At 69.4% G+C, this 15,844-nt stretch carries 17 protein-coding genes; 13 read left to right on the top strand and 4 right to left on the bottom strand.

The annotated features are described in order from the left end of the window. Positions 1-78: 78 nt before the first annotated feature. Genes BLW44_RS04575 through BLW44_RS04560 form a run of 4 tightly spaced genes read left to right on the top strand, consistent with a single transcriptional unit; the run spans position 79 to position 5,557 of the window. Positions 79-1,374: an ABC transporter substrate-binding protein gene (locus BLW44_RS04575; protein WP_060926915.1), complete on the top strand. Its 1,296-nt coding sequence runs from the start codon at positions 79-81 to the stop codon at positions 1,372-1,374. Next, on the top strand, positions 1,355-2,338 hold the full coding sequence (locus BLW44_RS04570; RefSeq protein ID WP_060926916.1) for a carbohydrate ABC transporter permease: 984 nt from the start codon (positions 1,355-1,357) through the stop codon (positions 2,336-2,338). Before BLW44_RS04575 ends, BLW44_RS04570 begins: the two co-directional genes overlap by 20 nt. Further along, the gene (locus BLW44_RS04565) at positions 2,335-3,207 is read left to right on the top strand and encodes a carbohydrate ABC transporter permease (protein ID WP_060926917.1); all 873 of its coding nucleotides are present in this window, start codon (positions 2,335-2,337) and stop codon (positions 3,205-3,207) included. Before BLW44_RS04570 ends, BLW44_RS04565 begins: the two co-directional genes overlap by 4 nt. Before the next feature lie 46 nt (positions 3,208-3,253). After that, a complete protein-coding gene (locus BLW44_RS04560; protein ID WP_082724530.1) occupies positions 3,254-5,557 on the top strand; it encodes a beta-xylosidase/alpha-l-arabinosidase in 2,304 nt (767 codons plus the stop codon). Between the two features lie 4 nt (positions 5,558-5,561). On the opposite strand, the gene BLW44_RS04555 is transcribed toward BLW44_RS04560, so the two are convergent. Then, on the bottom strand, positions 5,562-6,047 hold the full coding sequence (locus tag BLW44_RS04555) for an FBP domain-containing protein (protein ID WP_060926918.1): 486 nt from the start codon (positions 6,045-6,047) through the stop codon (positions 5,562-5,564). Between the two features lie 313 nt (positions 6,048-6,360). On the opposite strand from BLW44_RS04555, the gene BLW44_RS04550 reads away from it, so the two are divergent. Next, positions 6,361-6,708 (top strand): hypothetical protein, encoded by a 348-nt coding sequence (locus BLW44_RS04550; protein ID WP_060926961.1) that lies wholly within the window; start codon positions 6,361-6,363, stop codon positions 6,706-6,708. Positions 6,709-6,732: 24 nt separating this feature from the next. Here BLW44_RS04550 and BLW44_RS04545 read toward each other — a convergent pair whose 3' ends face one another. Continuing rightward, a complete protein-coding gene (locus BLW44_RS04545) occupies positions 6,733-7,119 on the bottom strand; it encodes a four-helix bundle copper-binding protein (protein ID WP_254775117.1) in 387 nt (128 codons plus the stop codon). Positions 7,120-7,339: 220 nt separating this feature from the next. Here BLW44_RS04545 and BLW44_RS04540 point away from each other — a divergent pair, with 220 nt between their 5' ends. Further along, positions 7,340-7,546 carry a CsbD family protein gene (locus BLW44_RS04540; protein ID WP_060926920.1) on the top strand — a complete coding sequence of 69 codons (207 nt, stop codon included), beginning with the start codon at positions 7,340-7,342 and terminating at the stop codon, positions 7,544-7,546. Positions 7,547-7,594: 48 nt separating this feature from the next. Here the strand turns inward: BLW44_RS04540 and BLW44_RS17960 are convergent, their stop codons facing one another. Then, positions 7,595-7,759 (bottom strand): hypothetical protein, encoded by a 165-nt coding sequence (locus BLW44_RS17960; RefSeq protein ID WP_167347464.1) that lies wholly within the window; start codon positions 7,757-7,759, stop codon positions 7,595-7,597. Between the two features lie 121 nt (positions 7,760-7,880). On the opposite strand from BLW44_RS17960, the gene BLW44_RS04535 reads away from it, so the two are divergent. The 7 genes from BLW44_RS04535 (at position 7,881) to BLW44_RS04505 (ending at position 14,089) form a co-directional block, all read left to right on the top strand. Continuing rightward, positions 7,881-8,147 (top strand): DUF7218 family protein, encoded by a 267-nt coding sequence (locus BLW44_RS04535; RefSeq protein ID WP_060926921.1) that lies wholly within the window; start codon positions 7,881-7,883, stop codon positions 8,145-8,147. 7 nt (positions 8,148-8,154) lie between these two features. After that, positions 8,155-9,225, top strand: coding sequence for a carboxylate-amine ligase (locus BLW44_RS04530; protein WP_060926922.1), 1,071 nt, complete (start codon positions 8,155-8,157; stop codon positions 9,223-9,225). Positions 9,226-9,262: 37 nt separating this feature from the next. Beyond that, on the top strand, positions 9,263-10,669 hold the full coding sequence (locus BLW44_RS04525) for an MFS transporter (protein WP_060926923.1): 1,407 nt from the start codon (positions 9,263-9,265) through the stop codon (positions 10,667-10,669). 77 nt (positions 10,670-10,746) lie between these two features. Continuing rightward, positions 10,747-11,445 (top strand): DUF899 domain-containing protein, encoded by a 699-nt coding sequence (locus BLW44_RS04520; protein WP_174521355.1) that lies wholly within the window; start codon positions 10,747-10,749, stop codon positions 11,443-11,445. Between the two features lie 29 nt (positions 11,446-11,474). Beyond that, positions 11,475-12,254 carry an endo alpha-1,4 polygalactosaminidase gene (locus BLW44_RS04515; RefSeq protein ID WP_420811380.1) on the top strand — a complete coding sequence of 260 codons (780 nt, stop codon included), beginning with the start codon at positions 11,475-11,477 and terminating at the stop codon, positions 12,252-12,254. Between the two features lie 570 nt (positions 12,255-12,824). Next, positions 12,825-13,535 (top strand): hypothetical protein, encoded by a 711-nt coding sequence (locus tag BLW44_RS04510; RefSeq protein ID WP_139305239.1) that lies wholly within the window; start codon positions 12,825-12,827, stop codon positions 13,533-13,535. After that, a complete protein-coding gene (locus BLW44_RS04505) occupies positions 13,532-14,089 on the top strand; it encodes a hypothetical protein (RefSeq protein WP_060926926.1) in 558 nt (185 codons plus the stop codon). Before BLW44_RS04510 ends, BLW44_RS04505 begins: the two co-directional genes overlap by 4 nt. Before the next feature lie 350 nt (positions 14,090-14,439). On the opposite strand, the gene BLW44_RS04500 is transcribed toward BLW44_RS04505, so the two are convergent. Next, positions 14,440-15,723, bottom strand: a complete 1,284-nt coding sequence (locus BLW44_RS04500; protein ID WP_060926927.1) for a hypothetical protein — start codon at positions 15,721-15,723, stop codon at positions 14,440-14,442. Positions 15,724-15,844 lie beyond the last annotated feature (121 nt).

Genomic DNA, 15,844 nt, shown 5'->3' with positions numbered 1-15,844 from the left:
CCACTGCGGTCTCACCCCCGAGTGTCCGCAGGCGCCCCGCAGTGACGCGGCGCGCAACTCGATGAGGAGAACGATCACATGAACAGCAGAAGGCTCCCCCTCGCCTCCGCGGTCACGGTGCTGGCCGTCGGAGCGCTCGCGCTCTCGGGCTGCACCGCGGACTCGTCAGGCACCGGCGACGGCGGCGACACCTCGATGACGCTCTGGCACAACTCCACGACCGGTCCCGGCGTCGAGTTCTGGGAGAAGACGGTCGCGGACTTCGAGGCCGACAACCCCGGTGTCACGATCGAGGTCCAGTCGATCCAGAACGAGGACCTCGACGGCAAGCTGCAGACCGCCCTGAACTCCGGCGACGCTCCCGACATCTTCCTGCAGCGCGGCGGCGGCAAGATGGCGGCGATGGTCAAGGCCGGCCAGCTCAAGGACCTCACCGAGGCGATCGACGGCCCGGCGGCCGACGAGATCCCGGATGCCGCATACTCGGCGAGCAGCCTGGACGACAAGGTCTACGCGATGCCCGTCGCCGTGCTCCCCGGCGGACTCTTCTACAGTCAGGACCTCTTCGACCAGGCGGGCATCACCGAGAACCCGACCACCCTCGACGAGCTCGAGGAGGCGACCGAGGCCCTGAAGGCGGCCGGCATCGACCCGATCGCACTCGGCGCGAAGGATGCCTGGCCGGCAGCGCACTGGTACTACTGGTTCGCATTGCGCGAGTGCAGCTCGGACACGCTCGCCACGGCCGCAGACGAGATGGACTTCAGCGACGACTGCTGGATCCGCGCGGGCGAGGACCTCGAGGCGTTCGCGGCGACCGAGCCGTTCAACGCCGGCTTCCTGACGACCACCGCCCAGCAGGGCGCCGGCAGCTCGGCGGGCCTGATCGCCAACCACAAGGCCGGGATGGAGCTGATGGGCGCGTGGAACCCTGGCGTGATCGGCTCGCTCACCCCCGACCAGAAGCCGCTGCCCGACCTCAGCTGGTTCCCGTTCCCCGAGGTCGAGGGCGGTGACGGCGAACCCGGTTCGATGATGGGCGGCGTCGACGGGTACTCGTGCTCGGTGGATGCCCCCGACGCCTGCGTCGACTTCCTCAACTACCTCGGCACCTCCGACGTGCAGACCGAGTACTACAAGGCGTTCAACGCGCCGCCGGTCAACACGGTCGCCCAGGAGGCGGTCACCGAGCCGTACCTGCAGGACATCCTCGAGGCCTACAACGCGGCGCCCTACGCGACCCAGTGGCTGGACACCGTCTACGGCCAGAACGTCGGCAACGCGCTGAACGTCGCCGTGGTGACCATGCTCTCGGGCCAGGGCACCCCGGAGGACATCGTCAAGGCCGTTCAGGATGCCGCGGCGAAGGCGTGAGGCGGTCGCCCGGCTGGAAGTGATCCTTCTGGCCGGGCCCGCCCTGGTCGTCTTCCTCGCGTTCGTGATCTTCCCCGTGCTGATGGCCGCGTACTACGGCTTCTTCAGCTGGCAGGGGTACGGTCCGCCGACCGAGTTCGTCGGCCTGAAGAACTACCTGACGATCCTCCAGGACCCGCTGTTCCACGACGCCCTCGCGCACAACGGCATCATCCTGGTGCTCTCGCTCGTGCTGCAGGGTCCGGCGGCGATCCTCCTCGCTCTGCTGCTGAACCGGCGGATGCGGGGGCAGTCGCTGATCCGCGTGCTGATCTTCATCCCGTACGTGATCTCCGAGGTCGTGGTGGGCACGGGGTGGAGCCTGATGCTCCAGACCAACGGCGCCTTCAACGCGCTGCTGGAGAAGATCGGGCTCGGTGCGCTCGCGACCGACTGGCTGTCCGACCCCGGCATCGCGATCTGGACCCTGATGGCCATCATCACGTGGAAGTACGTCGGCTTCGCCGTCATTCTTTTCCTCGCAGGCCTCCAGGGCATCCCCGAGGAGCTGCACGAGGCCGCGGCGATCGACGGGGCGTCGTACTGGCAGATCCAGTGGCAGATCACCCTGCCGCTGCTCGCGCCGACCCTGCGCATCTGGGCGTTCCTCTCGATCATCGGCTCGCTGCAGCTGTTCGACCTCGTCTACATCATCTGGGGGCAGTACATCGCCTCGACCGCCGGCACCTCGACGATGGCCACCTACATGGTCTCGGAGGGCCGGAACGCCGGGAACTTCGGCTACGGCAACGCGGTCGCGGTCGTACTGTTCGTCATCTCGCTCGTCGTCGCGCTGATCTACCAGCGCGCCGTGCTGCGCCGCGACACCGAGGGCGCGCTCACAGGCTCGTCCGGACGTCGACGCTCACGCACAGCCCCCGACCCGCAGGTCGCCCCCGAACTCGAGAAGGAGTCCGTCCGATGACCGCCACCTCGGTGCTCGTCACCCAGCGCCCAGGGCGCGCCCCGAAGCCCCGACTGCCGTGGGCGAACCCTGCGGTGTACTTCGTCGCGCTGATCGCGGTCGGCCTGATGCTGGCGCCCATCGCGTACATCATCGTCGGGGGCTTCCGCACGAACGCCCAGATCACGACCGACCCCGCAGGTCTCCCCGACCCGTGGGCGATCGGGAACTACCTCGACGTGCTCACGGGCGGCGTGTTCTGGCGCCAGGTGCTCAACTCCACGATCGTCGCCCTCGCGACCACCGTCGGCGTCGTGGCCCTTGGACTGATGGCGGCCTACGTGCTGGCGAGATACCGGTTCGCGGGGCGCGGAGTGCTCTACGCATTCTTCGCCGCGGGCCTCATGTTCCCGCTGACCGTCGCGATCACCCCGCTCTACATCGTGGTGCGCAGCCTCGGGCTGATGAACTCCCTCGGCGGAGTGATCCTGCCGCAGATCGCCTTCGCCCTGCCGACCACGATCATCATCCTCGTCCCGTTCCTCCGTGCCATCCCGGATGAGATCCAGGAGGCGGCGTTCATCGACGGATGCAGCCGGCTCGGCTTCTTCTGGCGGATGGTGCTGCCCCTCTCCCTCCCCGGGGTGATCACGACCGGCATCCTGGCGTTCATCGGCAGCTGGAACGGCTATCTGCTGCCGCTGTTCATCCTCAACGACGCCTCGGCGTTCACGCTGCCGCTCGGCGTGCAGTCGTTCGCGTCCCAGTACTCCGTCGACACGGCCAAGGTGCTCGCGTTCACCTCGCTGTCGATGATCCCCGCGCTGATCTTCTTCAGCCTGTTCGAGCGGCGCATCGTGGGAGGGCTCACCGGTGCTGTCAAGGGCTGACACCGGTGCGCACGCGCAGATGACACCCGAGATCGAGAAAGAGAACATGATGTCGCAGTCCCCCGGCGCCGCCGGCCACTCCCCCCGCGTCGAGGCGCTCCTGGCGCGGATGACCCTCGACGAGAAGCAGGCGCAGCTCGTCGGCTTCTGGGTCGACCAGGGCGACGAGGTCGTCGCCCCGATGGCCGGCGAGAAGAAGAGCTCCACCCGGTACGAAGACGCCGCGGCGCATGGGATCGGCCACCTCACCCGCGTCTACGGCACCCGGCCGGTGGATCCGGTCGAGCGAGCCGACTGGCTGTGGGCCGAGCAGCGTCGGCTGCAGCAGGAGACCAGACTCGGCATCCCGGCCATCGTGCACGAGGAGTGCCTGACGGGTCTGGCCGCCTGGAAGGCCGCGACCTTCCCCACCCCGCTCGCCTGGGGAGCCTCGTTCGATCCGGACCTCGTGGAGGAGGTCGGGCGCGCGGTGGGCGCGTCGATGCGCACGCTCGGCATCCATCAGGGTCTGGCTCCGGTGCTCGACGTCATCCGGGACCCCCGCTGGGGACGGGTCGACGAGTGCATCGCAGAGGATCCACTGGTCGTGGGCACCGTCGGCACCGCGTACATCCGGGGCCTCCAGAGCGAGGGCGTCCATGCGACGCTGAAGCACTTCGTCGGGTACTCGGCGTCGAAGGCGGGACGCAATCACGCGCCCGTGAGCGCCGGACAGCGGGAGATCGAGGACGTGCTGCTGCCGCCGTTCGAGATGGCGATCCGCGAGGGCGGCGCCCGTAGCGTGATGAATTCCTATGTCGACATCGACGGCGTTCCCGTCACCGCCGACCCCCGGTACCTCACCGGCGTCCTGCGTGAGCGCTGGGGGTTCGACGGCGTCGTCGTCTCGGACTACTTCGCGGTCGACTTCCTGCGCAGCATGCACAAGGTCGCGGCCGATTCCGCCGACGCCGCTCGGCTCGCGCTGACCGCCGGCATCGACGTCGAGCTCCCCTCCCCCGACGCCTACGTCACCCTGGCGGAACAGGTCCGCGACGGCCGGCTGTCACCCGACATCCTCGATCGAGCGGTCGGCCGCGTGCTCGCTCAGAAGGAGGAGCTCGGACTGCTGGATGCCGACTTCAGCACGCCTCCGACGGCGATCGACCTCGACCCGGCCGAGCACCGCGCCCTCGCACGGCGTCTCGCCGAGGAGTCCGTCGTGCTGCTCAGCAACGACGGCTCCCTCCCGCTGGACCCGTCGACATCGTCGCGGATCGCGGTCATCGGTCCCAACGCCGACAGCACCGAGGCGCTGATGGGCTGCTACTCGTTCGTGAACCACGTCCTCGCGCATCATCCCGGCACTCCGGCCGGCATCGCCCTGCCGACCGTGGTCGACGCGCTCCGCGAGGAGTTCCCCCGGGCGGAGATCACCTCGGCTGCCGGATGCGACGTCGAGAGCGACGACCGATCGGGCATCCCCGCGGCCGTCGAGACCGCCGCCGCCGCGGACCTCGCGATCGTGGTCGTCGGCGACCGCGCCGGGCTGTTCGGTCGCGGCACGGTCGGCGAGGGCAACGACGTCGAGGACCTGGAGCTCCCCGGCATCCAGCGCGCACTCGTCGAGGCGATCCTCGCGACGGGCACCCCCGTCGTCCTGATCGCGATGACCGGGCGGCCGTACGTGCTCGACTGGGCGCTGCCCCCGCGGGCCGGCGCTGCCGGCACCCTCGTCGGTCTCGGAGCGGTCGATGCCGAGGTCTCGACGACCGCGGCGACCGGTCCGCTGCCGGCGGCGGTGCTGCAGACGTTCTTCCCCGGCGAGGAGGGCGCGCCCGCACTGGCCGCGCTCTTGAGCGGACGCGTCGCCCCGTCTGGTCGTCTGCCGGTCTCGCTCCCCCGATCGGGGGGTGCGCAGCCGTATTCGTACCTGCATCCGGTGCTCGGCGGGCGCACGGATGTGACCAGCGCCGACCCGACGCCGGTGCGGCCTTTCGGCTTCGGCCTCAGCTACACGACGTTCACCTACGACGATCTGACGGCGCCCTCGACCGTCAGCGCCGGGGAGACCATGCGGGCCACCGTGCGGGTGCGCAACACCGGCGACGTCGAGGCGACCGACGTCGTGCAGCTCTACGCGCACGACGAGGTCGCGAGCGTGACCCGTCCGCTCGCCCAGCTGGTGGGCTACCGACGGGTCGCGCTCGCGCCCGGTGCCGAAGAGATCGTGTCCTTCGACGTGCCGATCGACCGCCTCGCCTTCACCGGACTCGACGGCGTGCGCCGGGTCGAGTCCGGCGCCGTCCGGCTGTGGGTCGGCGGCGCGTGCGACGACGAGGAGACGGTCGCGAGGATCGACGTCGTGTGAGGCGTCAGCCCCGCACGGCGGCGATGAACGCCGCGACGTGCTCCTGCAGCTTCAGGATGCGGAGCTCGCGAGCCAGCTCCCTGTCGTAGCCGTCGTACGCCAGCGGCGGCAGCACGCGGACGTTCTGCGAGCATCCGAACTCGGTGCAGACGAGGGTGCCGATGGTGTCGCCCTTGCGACCGGCAGGCCCTGCCTTGCGGGCGACGTACAGCTGCACGTCGTTGCGCAGCGTGACGTCCTCGCACCAGGAGCACTGCGCGCGGGCGATGACCCGCTGCTCGGCACGCTGCAGGAAGACGCCCGTCGCGACGTCGTCGACCCAGGTGACGACATAGGCGCGGCGAGGCAGCCTGGGGTCGACCCAGCCGACGTAGTCGAGCTTCTCGAACTCGAGCTCGGCGAAGCCGGGAGGCAGGGTCAGATCGGACACCTCTTTGCGGGAGGCGTTGAGGAAGGAGGCGCGCAGCGTGCGCTCGTCGATGGGACGCATGGGAACAGTGCTTTCGTACGGGTCGCGGACACCGCGACAGAGGAAGAGGGAAGAGGCGGCATCGGAGGGATGCCGGGTACGACTCGGCTCCGGGGGCGGGTGTTCCGCCTCCGGCCGATCGTCAGCCTCTGTCCGCGGCGCTGAATGCGCCTACGGCTCCGTTCCGCGCTCGCTCCGTCACCCGGGGAGCACTCTTCGACAACAGCACCCGGCGAGTCTACGCCGATTTGTTTCACCCCGTGTCGGCCGGGATTCACTCTCCCGCGGACCCGACCTACTCTTGCCGGAACGTCCGCTCACGAAGGAGACCACCGTGTCCACGCCGCTGAACCACCTTTCGCCCCTCTCGGTGCGTGAGCGTTCCGCGTGCATGTGCCGACACGGTTTCGCGTGCTCGTCGTTCGCGCCGGGACACGCCCTGCACCTGATCCAGGCGCGCATCGCCTCGGCCACTCCGGCCGGATGGGTCGATGCGATCGTCGAGCAGGCGGATGCCTCGACGGGCGAACTCGTCGTGCGCGCACTCGACGGCTCGGCGCACGCCGCATGGAACGGAGCCGGTGCCGCCCTCGAAGCGCCCGCGGGCACTCCGGTCGCGCTGCACGCCCGCTACGGCGTGCTCGCCGTCGGACGAACGCAGTTCAACGTCGCACTCGTCTGATCGGGGCGACGCAGAAGCCGCCCCTCAGGCGGCCGCCATCATCATGTCCTTGACGGCCATGCAGGCGTCCATGCAGTCCTTGCAGGTCTGCGCGCACATCCGGCAGACCTCGCTGTGGTCGGCGTGCTTCATGCAGTCGTCCATGCAGTTCTGACACATCGCGATGCAGGCGTCGAGCATCGCCATCATCGACGCCGGAGTCATCCCCTGCATCCGCATCATCGACCGCATCATGGTGTTGCACATGTCGGCGCAGTTCATGCACGCCGGGGCGCAGTCCATGAGTTGCGTCGAGCACACCGTGCACGCCTGCTCGCAGGCCGCGCACGCATCCATGCACGCCTGGAGGACGCTCATGTCCATCGCCGCCATGTCCGGCATCGACGTCATGTTCGAGCGCATGGCGTCCATCATCATCGAGTCCATGTTCCACCGCTTCCTTCGTCGACCGCAGCCGAGGTGAGAGCGGGCAGGACCACCCGCCTGGGGCCAGGCTAGCCGCCGCCGGCGCCCACGTCGACGGTCGGTGCGGTGCTGTCACGCGCAGTCGCCGTTGTCAATCCCGTGTGCAGGATCGAGAGGGCATGCGACGGTGGTGGTCCATTGATCGACTGATGAAAGGAATCGCGCCATGAGTGGAGCAGACGACATCAAGAACGCAGCCGAGAAGGCCGGCGGAAAGATCAAGGAGGGGGTCGGAAAGGCCACCGACAACGAGAGCCTCGAGGCCGAGGGTCGCGGGGATCAGACCAAGGCGTCGGCCAAGCAGGCCGGAGAGAACGTGAAGGATGCCGCCCACAACGTGGGCGAGAACATCAAGGACGGCTTCAAGGAGTAGGTCCGCCTGAAGGAGTGAGGCCCGCCTGGGCGGGCCTCACTCCTCGGATCAGCGGGTGCGGCTGCCGGAGATCGCTCGGATCAACCAGGCGATGACCGCGATGGCGAGCAGCACCAGGCCGACCCACAGGAGGAACTGCAGGGACTGCACGAGCCCCCCGGTGATGGCCAGGATGATGGCGACCACGATGATGATGATCAGCAGGATGTTCATCGGTCTTCCCTTCTCTGGGGCGCGGAGCGCCCGTCTACGGTGACTCAACCTAGACCCGTTCACCGCCCACCCCAGAGGGCCTTGACTCGGAGCTTCCCGCCGTGCGAAAGGAGCAGATGACATGCCAGGACGCAGGAACAATTCGCTGAAGGACCCGGAGCTGTACGAAGAGCTTCGTGACGACGGCGCCTCGAAGGAGAAGGCCGCACGCATCTCGAATGCGGCCGCACGAGACGGCCGCAGCACGGTCGGTCGCCGCGGCGGAAAGCACGGCGACTACGAGGACTGGACCGTCGACGAGCTGCGCGAGCGGGCGAAGGAGATCGGTCTGACCGGCTACAGCCGCAAGCGCAAGGCCGAGCTCATCTCCGCGCTGCGCGATCACTAGGGCCGCCGTGGCCCGGTTCGGCGTCGAAGAGGAGTTCGTCCTGCTCGACGAGCAGACTCTCGTCCCGGCCGCTCTGAGCGCCGAGACGAGGCAGCGCATCCTCGACGAGCGCGGATCCGGCCTCACACCCGAGTACCTCACCTGCCAGCTCGAGTCGGCGACGCAGCCGTGCCGCACGCTCGCGGAGGCCGGTGAGCAGCTGGAGCGTACGCGAAGGATGCTCGACACGATCGCTGCGGACCAGGGCGCACTCGTCGCCGCGACCGGCACGCCCTTCGTCTCCCCGAACCGGTTCAGGGTCTCTCCCTCACCGCACTACGACGCCGTCTCCGCCCAGCTCGTCGAGATCACCCGCGAGCACGAGGTCAACGGCCTCCACATCCACGTCGAGGTCACGGACGACGAGGAGCGAGTTCGCGTCGTCAATCGGGTGCGCGCCTGGCTGCCCGCCCTGCTGGCGCTCACCGGCAACGGGCCGTTCGCGCACGGCAGGGATTCTGGTTTCGACAGCTGGCGCAGCATCCTGATCCGGCGTCTGCCCTCCTCGTGGACGCCGCCGCGATTCCACGACCTCACCGACTACCGTGCGCACGTCGACCAGCTGGTCTCGATGGGCGCGATCGCGGAGGCGAGCTCGCTGTCGTGGACCGTGCGGCTGTCGGAGCGCTTCCCGACCGTGGAGGTGCGTGTGTTCGACGCCCAGCTCACCACCGAGGACACCCTGCTCGCGGTCGCCCTGACCCGGGCACTGCTGTGCAGCGACGAGGTCGACGACCTGGCCGGCACGGGCATGGACGGCATCGACGCCTCACTGTGGACGGCGGCCCGATACGGACCGGATGCTCGGCTCGTGGACCCGGTGGACGGCGAGATCCGCCCCGCGTGGACGATCGTCGAGGATCTGCTGACGCGGTTGCAGCCGGCACTCGAGGAACTCGGCGACGCAGAACGGGTGCGCGACGGGATCGCGAGGCTTCGTACGGACGGCACCGGGGCGCGACGTCAGCGCGATGCCTATGCCGCGAAGGGCACTGCGGGTCTGCGGGATCTCTACCTCTCGGGCACCGGTACGCGCTGACGACCCGAGGCGCCCCGGACGGCAGTAGTGTCGGCGTGTGGCATCCTCTCGCTTCGCGCCGCTGCAGCGGCTCGTCATCTCCGTGGCCGTCGTCGCCTCCTTCGTGACATTCCTCGACGGCACCGTCGTGACCGTCGCCCTGCCCGCGATCAGCGAGGAGCTCGGCGGAGGCATCACGACACAGCAGTGGGTGGTGGATGCGTACCTGATCACCCTCAGCGCGCTGATCCTGCTCGCCGGATCGCTGTCGGATGCCTATGGCCGGGTGCTCGTGATGCGCATCGGACTCATCGCGTTCGGGGTGGCCTCGGTCGCCGTCGCCGCCGCACCCGACCCGCTGATCCTCATCATCGCGCGCGCCGCGCAAGGAGCTGCCGGCGCCCTGCTCGTACCGAGCTCGCTCGCCCTGATCACGGCGACGATGCGCGCCGACGTGCAGTCCAGGGCGATCGGCGTCTGGACCGCCTTCACCACTGCTGCCCAGCTCGTCGGTCCGCTGCTCGGCGGGCTGTTCGTCGACTTCCTCTCGTGGCGGTTCGTGTTCCTCATCAACGTCATCCCGATCGCGGTCACGCTCGTCCTGCTCTCGCGGCTGAAGCTCAGCGAGCGCCCGAGCGGCGTGCGCGTCGACTGGGTGAGCGGAGCGCTGTGCGCGCTCGGGCTCGGCGCCGTCGTGTTCGCCCTGATCGAGCAGCCGAACCTGGGCTGGGCATCGCCGGCGATCTGGCTGCCCGGCATCGTGGGTGCCGGGATGTTCGCCTGGTTCCTGGTGCGGCAGCAGCGGTCGGCCTCGCCCCTCATGCCGCTCTCGCTCTTCCGGGTGCGCGACTTCGCCTGGGGCAACCTCGCGACCCTCTTCGTGTACGCCGCACTCTCGCTGAGCGGTTTCGTCGTGGGTGTCTACCTCCAGCAGGGCGCGGGACTCACGGCCACCGCCGCCGGACTCGCGAGCCTGCCGATGACGATCCTGATGATCCTGCTCAGCTCCCGCGCCGGCTCCTGGGCCGGCCGGTTCGGCCCGCGCATCTTCATGACCGTCGGCCCGCTGATCATGGCGGTCGGCGCCCTGATGCTGCTGTTCGTCAGCGAGGCGTTCGACTACTGGTGGCAGGTTCTCCCGGCCATGATCGTGATGGGCCTCGGCCTCTCGCTCACGGTCGCGCCTCTCACCTCCGCGATTCTCGGGGCCATCGACGAGTCGCGCTCCGGCATCGCCTCCGCCGTGAACAACGCGGTCTCGCGCGTCGCGGGTCTGCTCGTCGTCGCGATGCTCTCGACCATCATCGGCGGCACCCTCGACCTCGGCGGATTCCACAACGCCGCCTGGGTCACGGCCGCCCTGCTCATCCTCGGCGGGGTGGTGTCGTGGATCGGCATCCGCCGCAATCCGGCTGAAGAGGTCGAGGCTCCGGCCGTGGACGGAGCGCCGTCGCCGATCGGGTGACGGGTGTCGGCGGGCGTTGACGATGTCGGCGGCCGGGCGCACACTGGGGGCATCGTCTCCCGAGCATCCGGAGGTCCATCGTGAGCACGACCCAGACGCCCCTTCCGCCCGTCGTCGACGTCGACACCTGGCGTCGCGAGCTCGAGGCGCTGCGCGTGCGCGAGAAGGCGGCGACGCGAGAGCTCGACGCGATCGCGGCGCAGCGCCGACGGCTGCCGATGGTCGAGCTGCCCGAGTACACGCTCGTCGGCGCGGACGGCCCCGTGCGCCTTGCCGAGATCTTCGGCGAACGGTCGCAGCTCATCGTCTACAACCACATGTGGACGGACGGCAATGAATGGCAGTGCCCGGGATGCACCGGCTTCACGTCGCAGTTCACGCGCCTCGACTTCCTCGAGCGGTACTACGACGCGCGCTTCGTGATCGTGACGAACGGACCGATCGACGAGGCCCTCGCCTATCGCGATCGGGTGGGCAATCGGATGACGTGGTACTCGAGTTCCGACAGCACGTTCGGCGCCGACATGGATGCCGGACCGAACGAGGGCTTCGGGGTCAACGTGTTCCTCCGCGACGGAGACCGCGTCTATCGCACCTGGCACACGAGCGGACGCGGGACGGAGCGGATGAGCCAGCTGCAGGGTCTCGTCGACCTGCTGCCTTACGGGCGCCAGGAGGAATGGGAGGACTCGCCGGCGGGCTGGCCGCAGCACGAGACCTATGCTCGAGGGATGGGTTCGAAAGAGATCGCCGCACTGTACGGGGCGGGCAGCTGAGGCGCAGGAGCGCCGCATCCGTCTCGGCACTGCTGCTGGTGTGTGCGCTGACCGGATGCGCCGCGACGGAGACGGATGCCACGTCGACCTTCGTCCTGCCGCCGGCCGGGGCGACGCCCGATTACCAGCTCGGCGGCGGATACGACCCGGCCGACGGCGTGGGCATCGTGGGCCGGGACCGCTCGGACGACCCCGCCGAGGGCCTCTACTCGGTCTGCTACGTGAACGGGTTCCAGACGCAGCCGGGCGAGCTCGACAGCTGGCCAGATGACCTTCTGCTGCACCGCGACGGCGGGCCGCTGTTCGACCCGGACTGGCCGGACGAGGCACTGCTCGACACGTCGACGCCGGAGCGTCGCGAGCGCATCGCCGAGATCGTGGGTCCGTGGATCGAGGGGTGCGCGGACTCAGGGTTCGACGCGGTCGAGTTCGACAACCTCGACTCCTACACCCGCTCGGATGACGCGTTGGACGTCGAGGACAATCTCGCGCTCGCGGCGTCGTTCGTCGACATCGCCCACGACGCGGGCCTGGCCGCAGGCCAGAAGAACGCCGCCGAGGAGGCATCCGTCCTGCGCGAGCGTGCCGGATTCGACTTCGCCGTCGTCGAGGAGTGCTCCGTCTATCGGGAATGCGCGGCATACACGGATGTGTACGGAGACGCGGTGATCGACATCGAGTACGCCGACGAGCTGCCGCGATCGTTCGCCGAGATGTGCGCCGATGACGAGGCGCCGGCGTCGATGGTGCTGCGCGACCGCGACCTGGTCACCCCCTCCGACGACGGGTACGTGTTCGAGACCTGCTGAGTCCGCCGCGCTGTGCCGACCCGTCGCGTCCCGTCTCGTGCCGTGCCGTGCCACCCGCCCGGCCCAGCTCCTGCCGGGGTCAGTTACGCATCGGAAGGGGCCCTTTCGGGCGCGAAACTGACCCCGCACCGCAGCTCGGGCGCGAAACTGACCCCGCACTGCGCCTCGGTGCCAGATCGACGCCGCACCGGCTCGGGTGGCGGAAGGATGGATGCGGACCCCGCCCCGTTCCTGCCGTGGTCAATTACGCATCGGAGGAAGCCCTTGCGGATGCGAAACTGACCACCCACCGCGGCTCGAGTGCGAAACTGACCACCCACCGCGGCTCGGGTGCGAAATCGACCACGCACCGGCCCCGGCGACGTAACCATGAATGCGGACCCCGCCCCGTTTCTGCCGTGGTCAAAAACGCACCCGAAGCGGCCCTTTCGGATGCAAAACTGACCACCCACCGGCTCGGGTGCGAATCGACCACGCATCGCGGCTCGGCGATGGATGGATGAACGGACGGACGGACGAGCGGATGCGGGGTGGTGGGCGCCTCGCGAGTGCCCTCGCTAGGCTGACCCCGTGAGTATGACGGGGGATCACGAAGGCACGGCGCACGAGGGCGCGGTGCACGAAAGCGCCACGCGCGGCACCGTCGTGCGCGTAGCGGCCCTCCGCGCGAGACAGGCGCTCGCCGACATCCCGCGGGCGATGTGGTTCGTCGCCGCCGGACTCATCGTCCTCGTCGTCGTGGTGGCCGCGATGGGCGGCCTCGCGCAGGCGCAGGCGAGTCCGACAGAACTCGGCCCCGGAGGCGAGGCGCGCACCTCGGTGTACGCCGTGACAGTGCAGGATGCCGAGTTCACCGACGCGGTGGAATCGGAGTACCTCGAAGCGGAGCCCGGCGAGAAGCTGCTCGTGATGACCCTCGAGATGCAGAACCTCTCCGACGCCCCCGTCGGTGTCGGCACCACCGCCGACCGCACCAAGGCCGGATTCATCAACACCGAGGCCCCGCTCCTGGACCTGGTCGGCACGACCGCCGTCGACAGTGCAGCCGTCTGGCGCGGCGACGGATCGGCGGGCCAGGTCATCCTGCAGCCGGGCGTGCCGAGCGAGGTCACGATCGCATGGACCGTGCCGGAGGATGCCTTCCCCGACGGCGTCGTGACGCTCGATGTGCATGAGGTCGAGGTGCGTCGCGGCGCGGTGATCCTCTCGTCCGGTGTCGTCACCTGGCGCGCCGCTGAGACCTCCGCCCGCATCCTGATCCCCGCCGAGGAGTCGCCGTGAGGCGCACCCTGCCGTGGATCCTCGGCGGCGCGCTGGTGCTCGTCGCGGGTGCCGTCACCGCGATCACCCCGGACGACGATGCCGTGGTGAGCCCGATCCTGAAGTCTGCGGCCGTCGGTGACTCCGTCGAATCCCGCGCCCTGATCGCCTCCGTCGACGACGCGACCTTCGCCGATGAGGTCGCGGTCCCCGACGCCGAGTGGAGCGCGGAAGGGAACTGGCTCGTCGTGACGGTCGTCGCGTCCGCACCGCGCACGGAGGTCGACGCGGCGATCCGACTCGCCACCCTGGTGGTCGGCGATCGCGTGTTCCAGGCGAGCGAGCGCCCCCAGGCCACCATGGTGTCCGCCCCGCTGCGCCTCGGTCTCGACACGAAGGGAACCCTCGCCTTCGAGCTCCCCCCGGAGGTGACCGCGGAGTCGGCGGAGCTGCGTCTGACGACGTCGTACTTCACCGCCGAGCTCGACGACATCATCGCCGTCCCGCTCGATCTGGGTTCGCTGCCCCGCACGCCGAGCGCCGAGCTCGCCGACCCCGAGCTGAGGACGCCATGACGTGGTGGCGGCGGCAGCGCGCGCCCCTGTTCGCCCTCGTCCTCGCGGGGATCGCGATGGTCGGGGCGACCGTGTGGCTCGACGTGCTGCCCAGCATCCGTCCGACCGATCGAGTGATCGAGGCCGAGTCGAGCGTCGACATCGCCGGGCAGACGCTCACCCTCGGACCCGTCGAGTGGGACGAGTTCGACGCCCCTGACGGCTCGCGCACGCTCAGCGTGCGGCTGAGTTCCACCGGAGGCTTCGATGCGAAGACCTGCGGACAGGCGAGCCTCACCGAGACGAGCACCGAGCGGACCTGGCTCAGCGCCCGCGCGCCACTCGACGTGCCCTACGACGAGGGCGAGAGTTCATGCATCGTCGAGTCGTCGTCGTACCGCATCCTGCTCGTCTTCCTGCTTCCCGACGACGCCGAGGGACCCTTCGTCCTCGACATCGAGGGGAGCGACCAGGACCTCGCTCGCTTCCGCATCGAGCCCTGAGGGTCGGGTGTCGAGCCCTGCATGCGGCCGACCGATGACGCCGTCGTATGCGGTCGCCACGATGGCGACCCTGAGCGGTTCGGCGACGGCCGCCACCGCCACGGTGATGAGGGGGAAGAATCCCGCCCAGAAGGACGACTCGTGCGCCCCCACGAGCAGCAACGCTCCCCTGGTGCCGGTCTGCTCGGCGAGACCCCACGCCGCATACGCCAGCGCATACGCGCCGAACAGCAGCGGGCCGCCGCGCCAGATGACGGTGACGGCGGCGACGAGTCCCTCGAGGCGCATGACCAGGGTGCGGGCGACGCTCATCGCCGTGCCGCGCGCGACGCCGCCGGTCCAGCGGGCGAACGACGGGGTGGAGTCGAACGTGGTGCCGAAGATCACCCCGGCGACCGTCAGCCAGGCCGCCGGCACGATGAGAGCGGCGACGAGGATGCCGAACACCCACGTCGCTCCTTCCCAGATGACGGCGATCGGGGCGAGGTTCGCGGCGAACCAGTCGCCGATCCCCTGCAGCCACCCCACGGCCTGGCGCTCGGCGAACCAGTCCAGCACGCCGTTCCACCAGCGGGCGACGAGGGTGAAGAGCATGAAGGTCCAGAGAACCTCGGTGTACGCGGCGAGCACGACGGTCCACCGTGGCAGGCGAGCGGCGAAGCGGGTGAACAGCAGCCGTGCGATCAGGGCGATCACGAGCACCGTGACCGGCAGCGCCCCGACCGAGATCAGGCCGCCACGGTCGCCGACCTGATCGAGCTCGAACCCGGAGTCCGCCAGCGCGATGGCGGACGCGATCTGGTAGAACTCGATCTGATCGGCGTCGAGCAGCCCCCATGCCGTGTAGAAGGCGAAGAAGGGCAGGATCGCCGCCAGAGTCGCGGAGCCGAACTCGCGCACTCCACCGGCATCCGTCCTGCGACTGTGCGGCAGCGACGGCCGCACAGTCAGATACATCGCGACGTACGAGACGAGACGCGCGGCGACCGCGAGCGGCAGCAGCAGGAGCCCACCCAGGGTGGTGAGTCCGCCGATGAACCCTGCGAGCTCGATGAGCACGCGATGCAGCGCCTCGCCCGCGATGTACCAGGCCATGAGCGCCGGCCAGTGCCGGGCGAGGATGCGCCCGAACGTCCGGAGGGCCTGAGTCATGTGCCCTACCGTAGCCGGTCGTCCGGGAGCCGGCGCTCCGCTGCGTTCCGCCAGGACGAACCGACCGCTTACTCCGAGTCGCGTCGAGGATCAACCAGCTTCCGATCCACGTCCGACCGCG

The sequence above is a fragment of the Microbacterium hydrocarbonoxydans genome (assembly GCF_900105205.1).
GTDB classification, from domain to species: domain Bacteria; phylum Actinomycetota; class Actinomycetes; order Actinomycetales; family Microbacteriaceae; genus Microbacterium; species Microbacterium hydrocarbonoxydans.
Note: the sequence above shows the minus strand (reverse complement) of the source record. Positions and strands in the feature narration are given on the sequence as shown.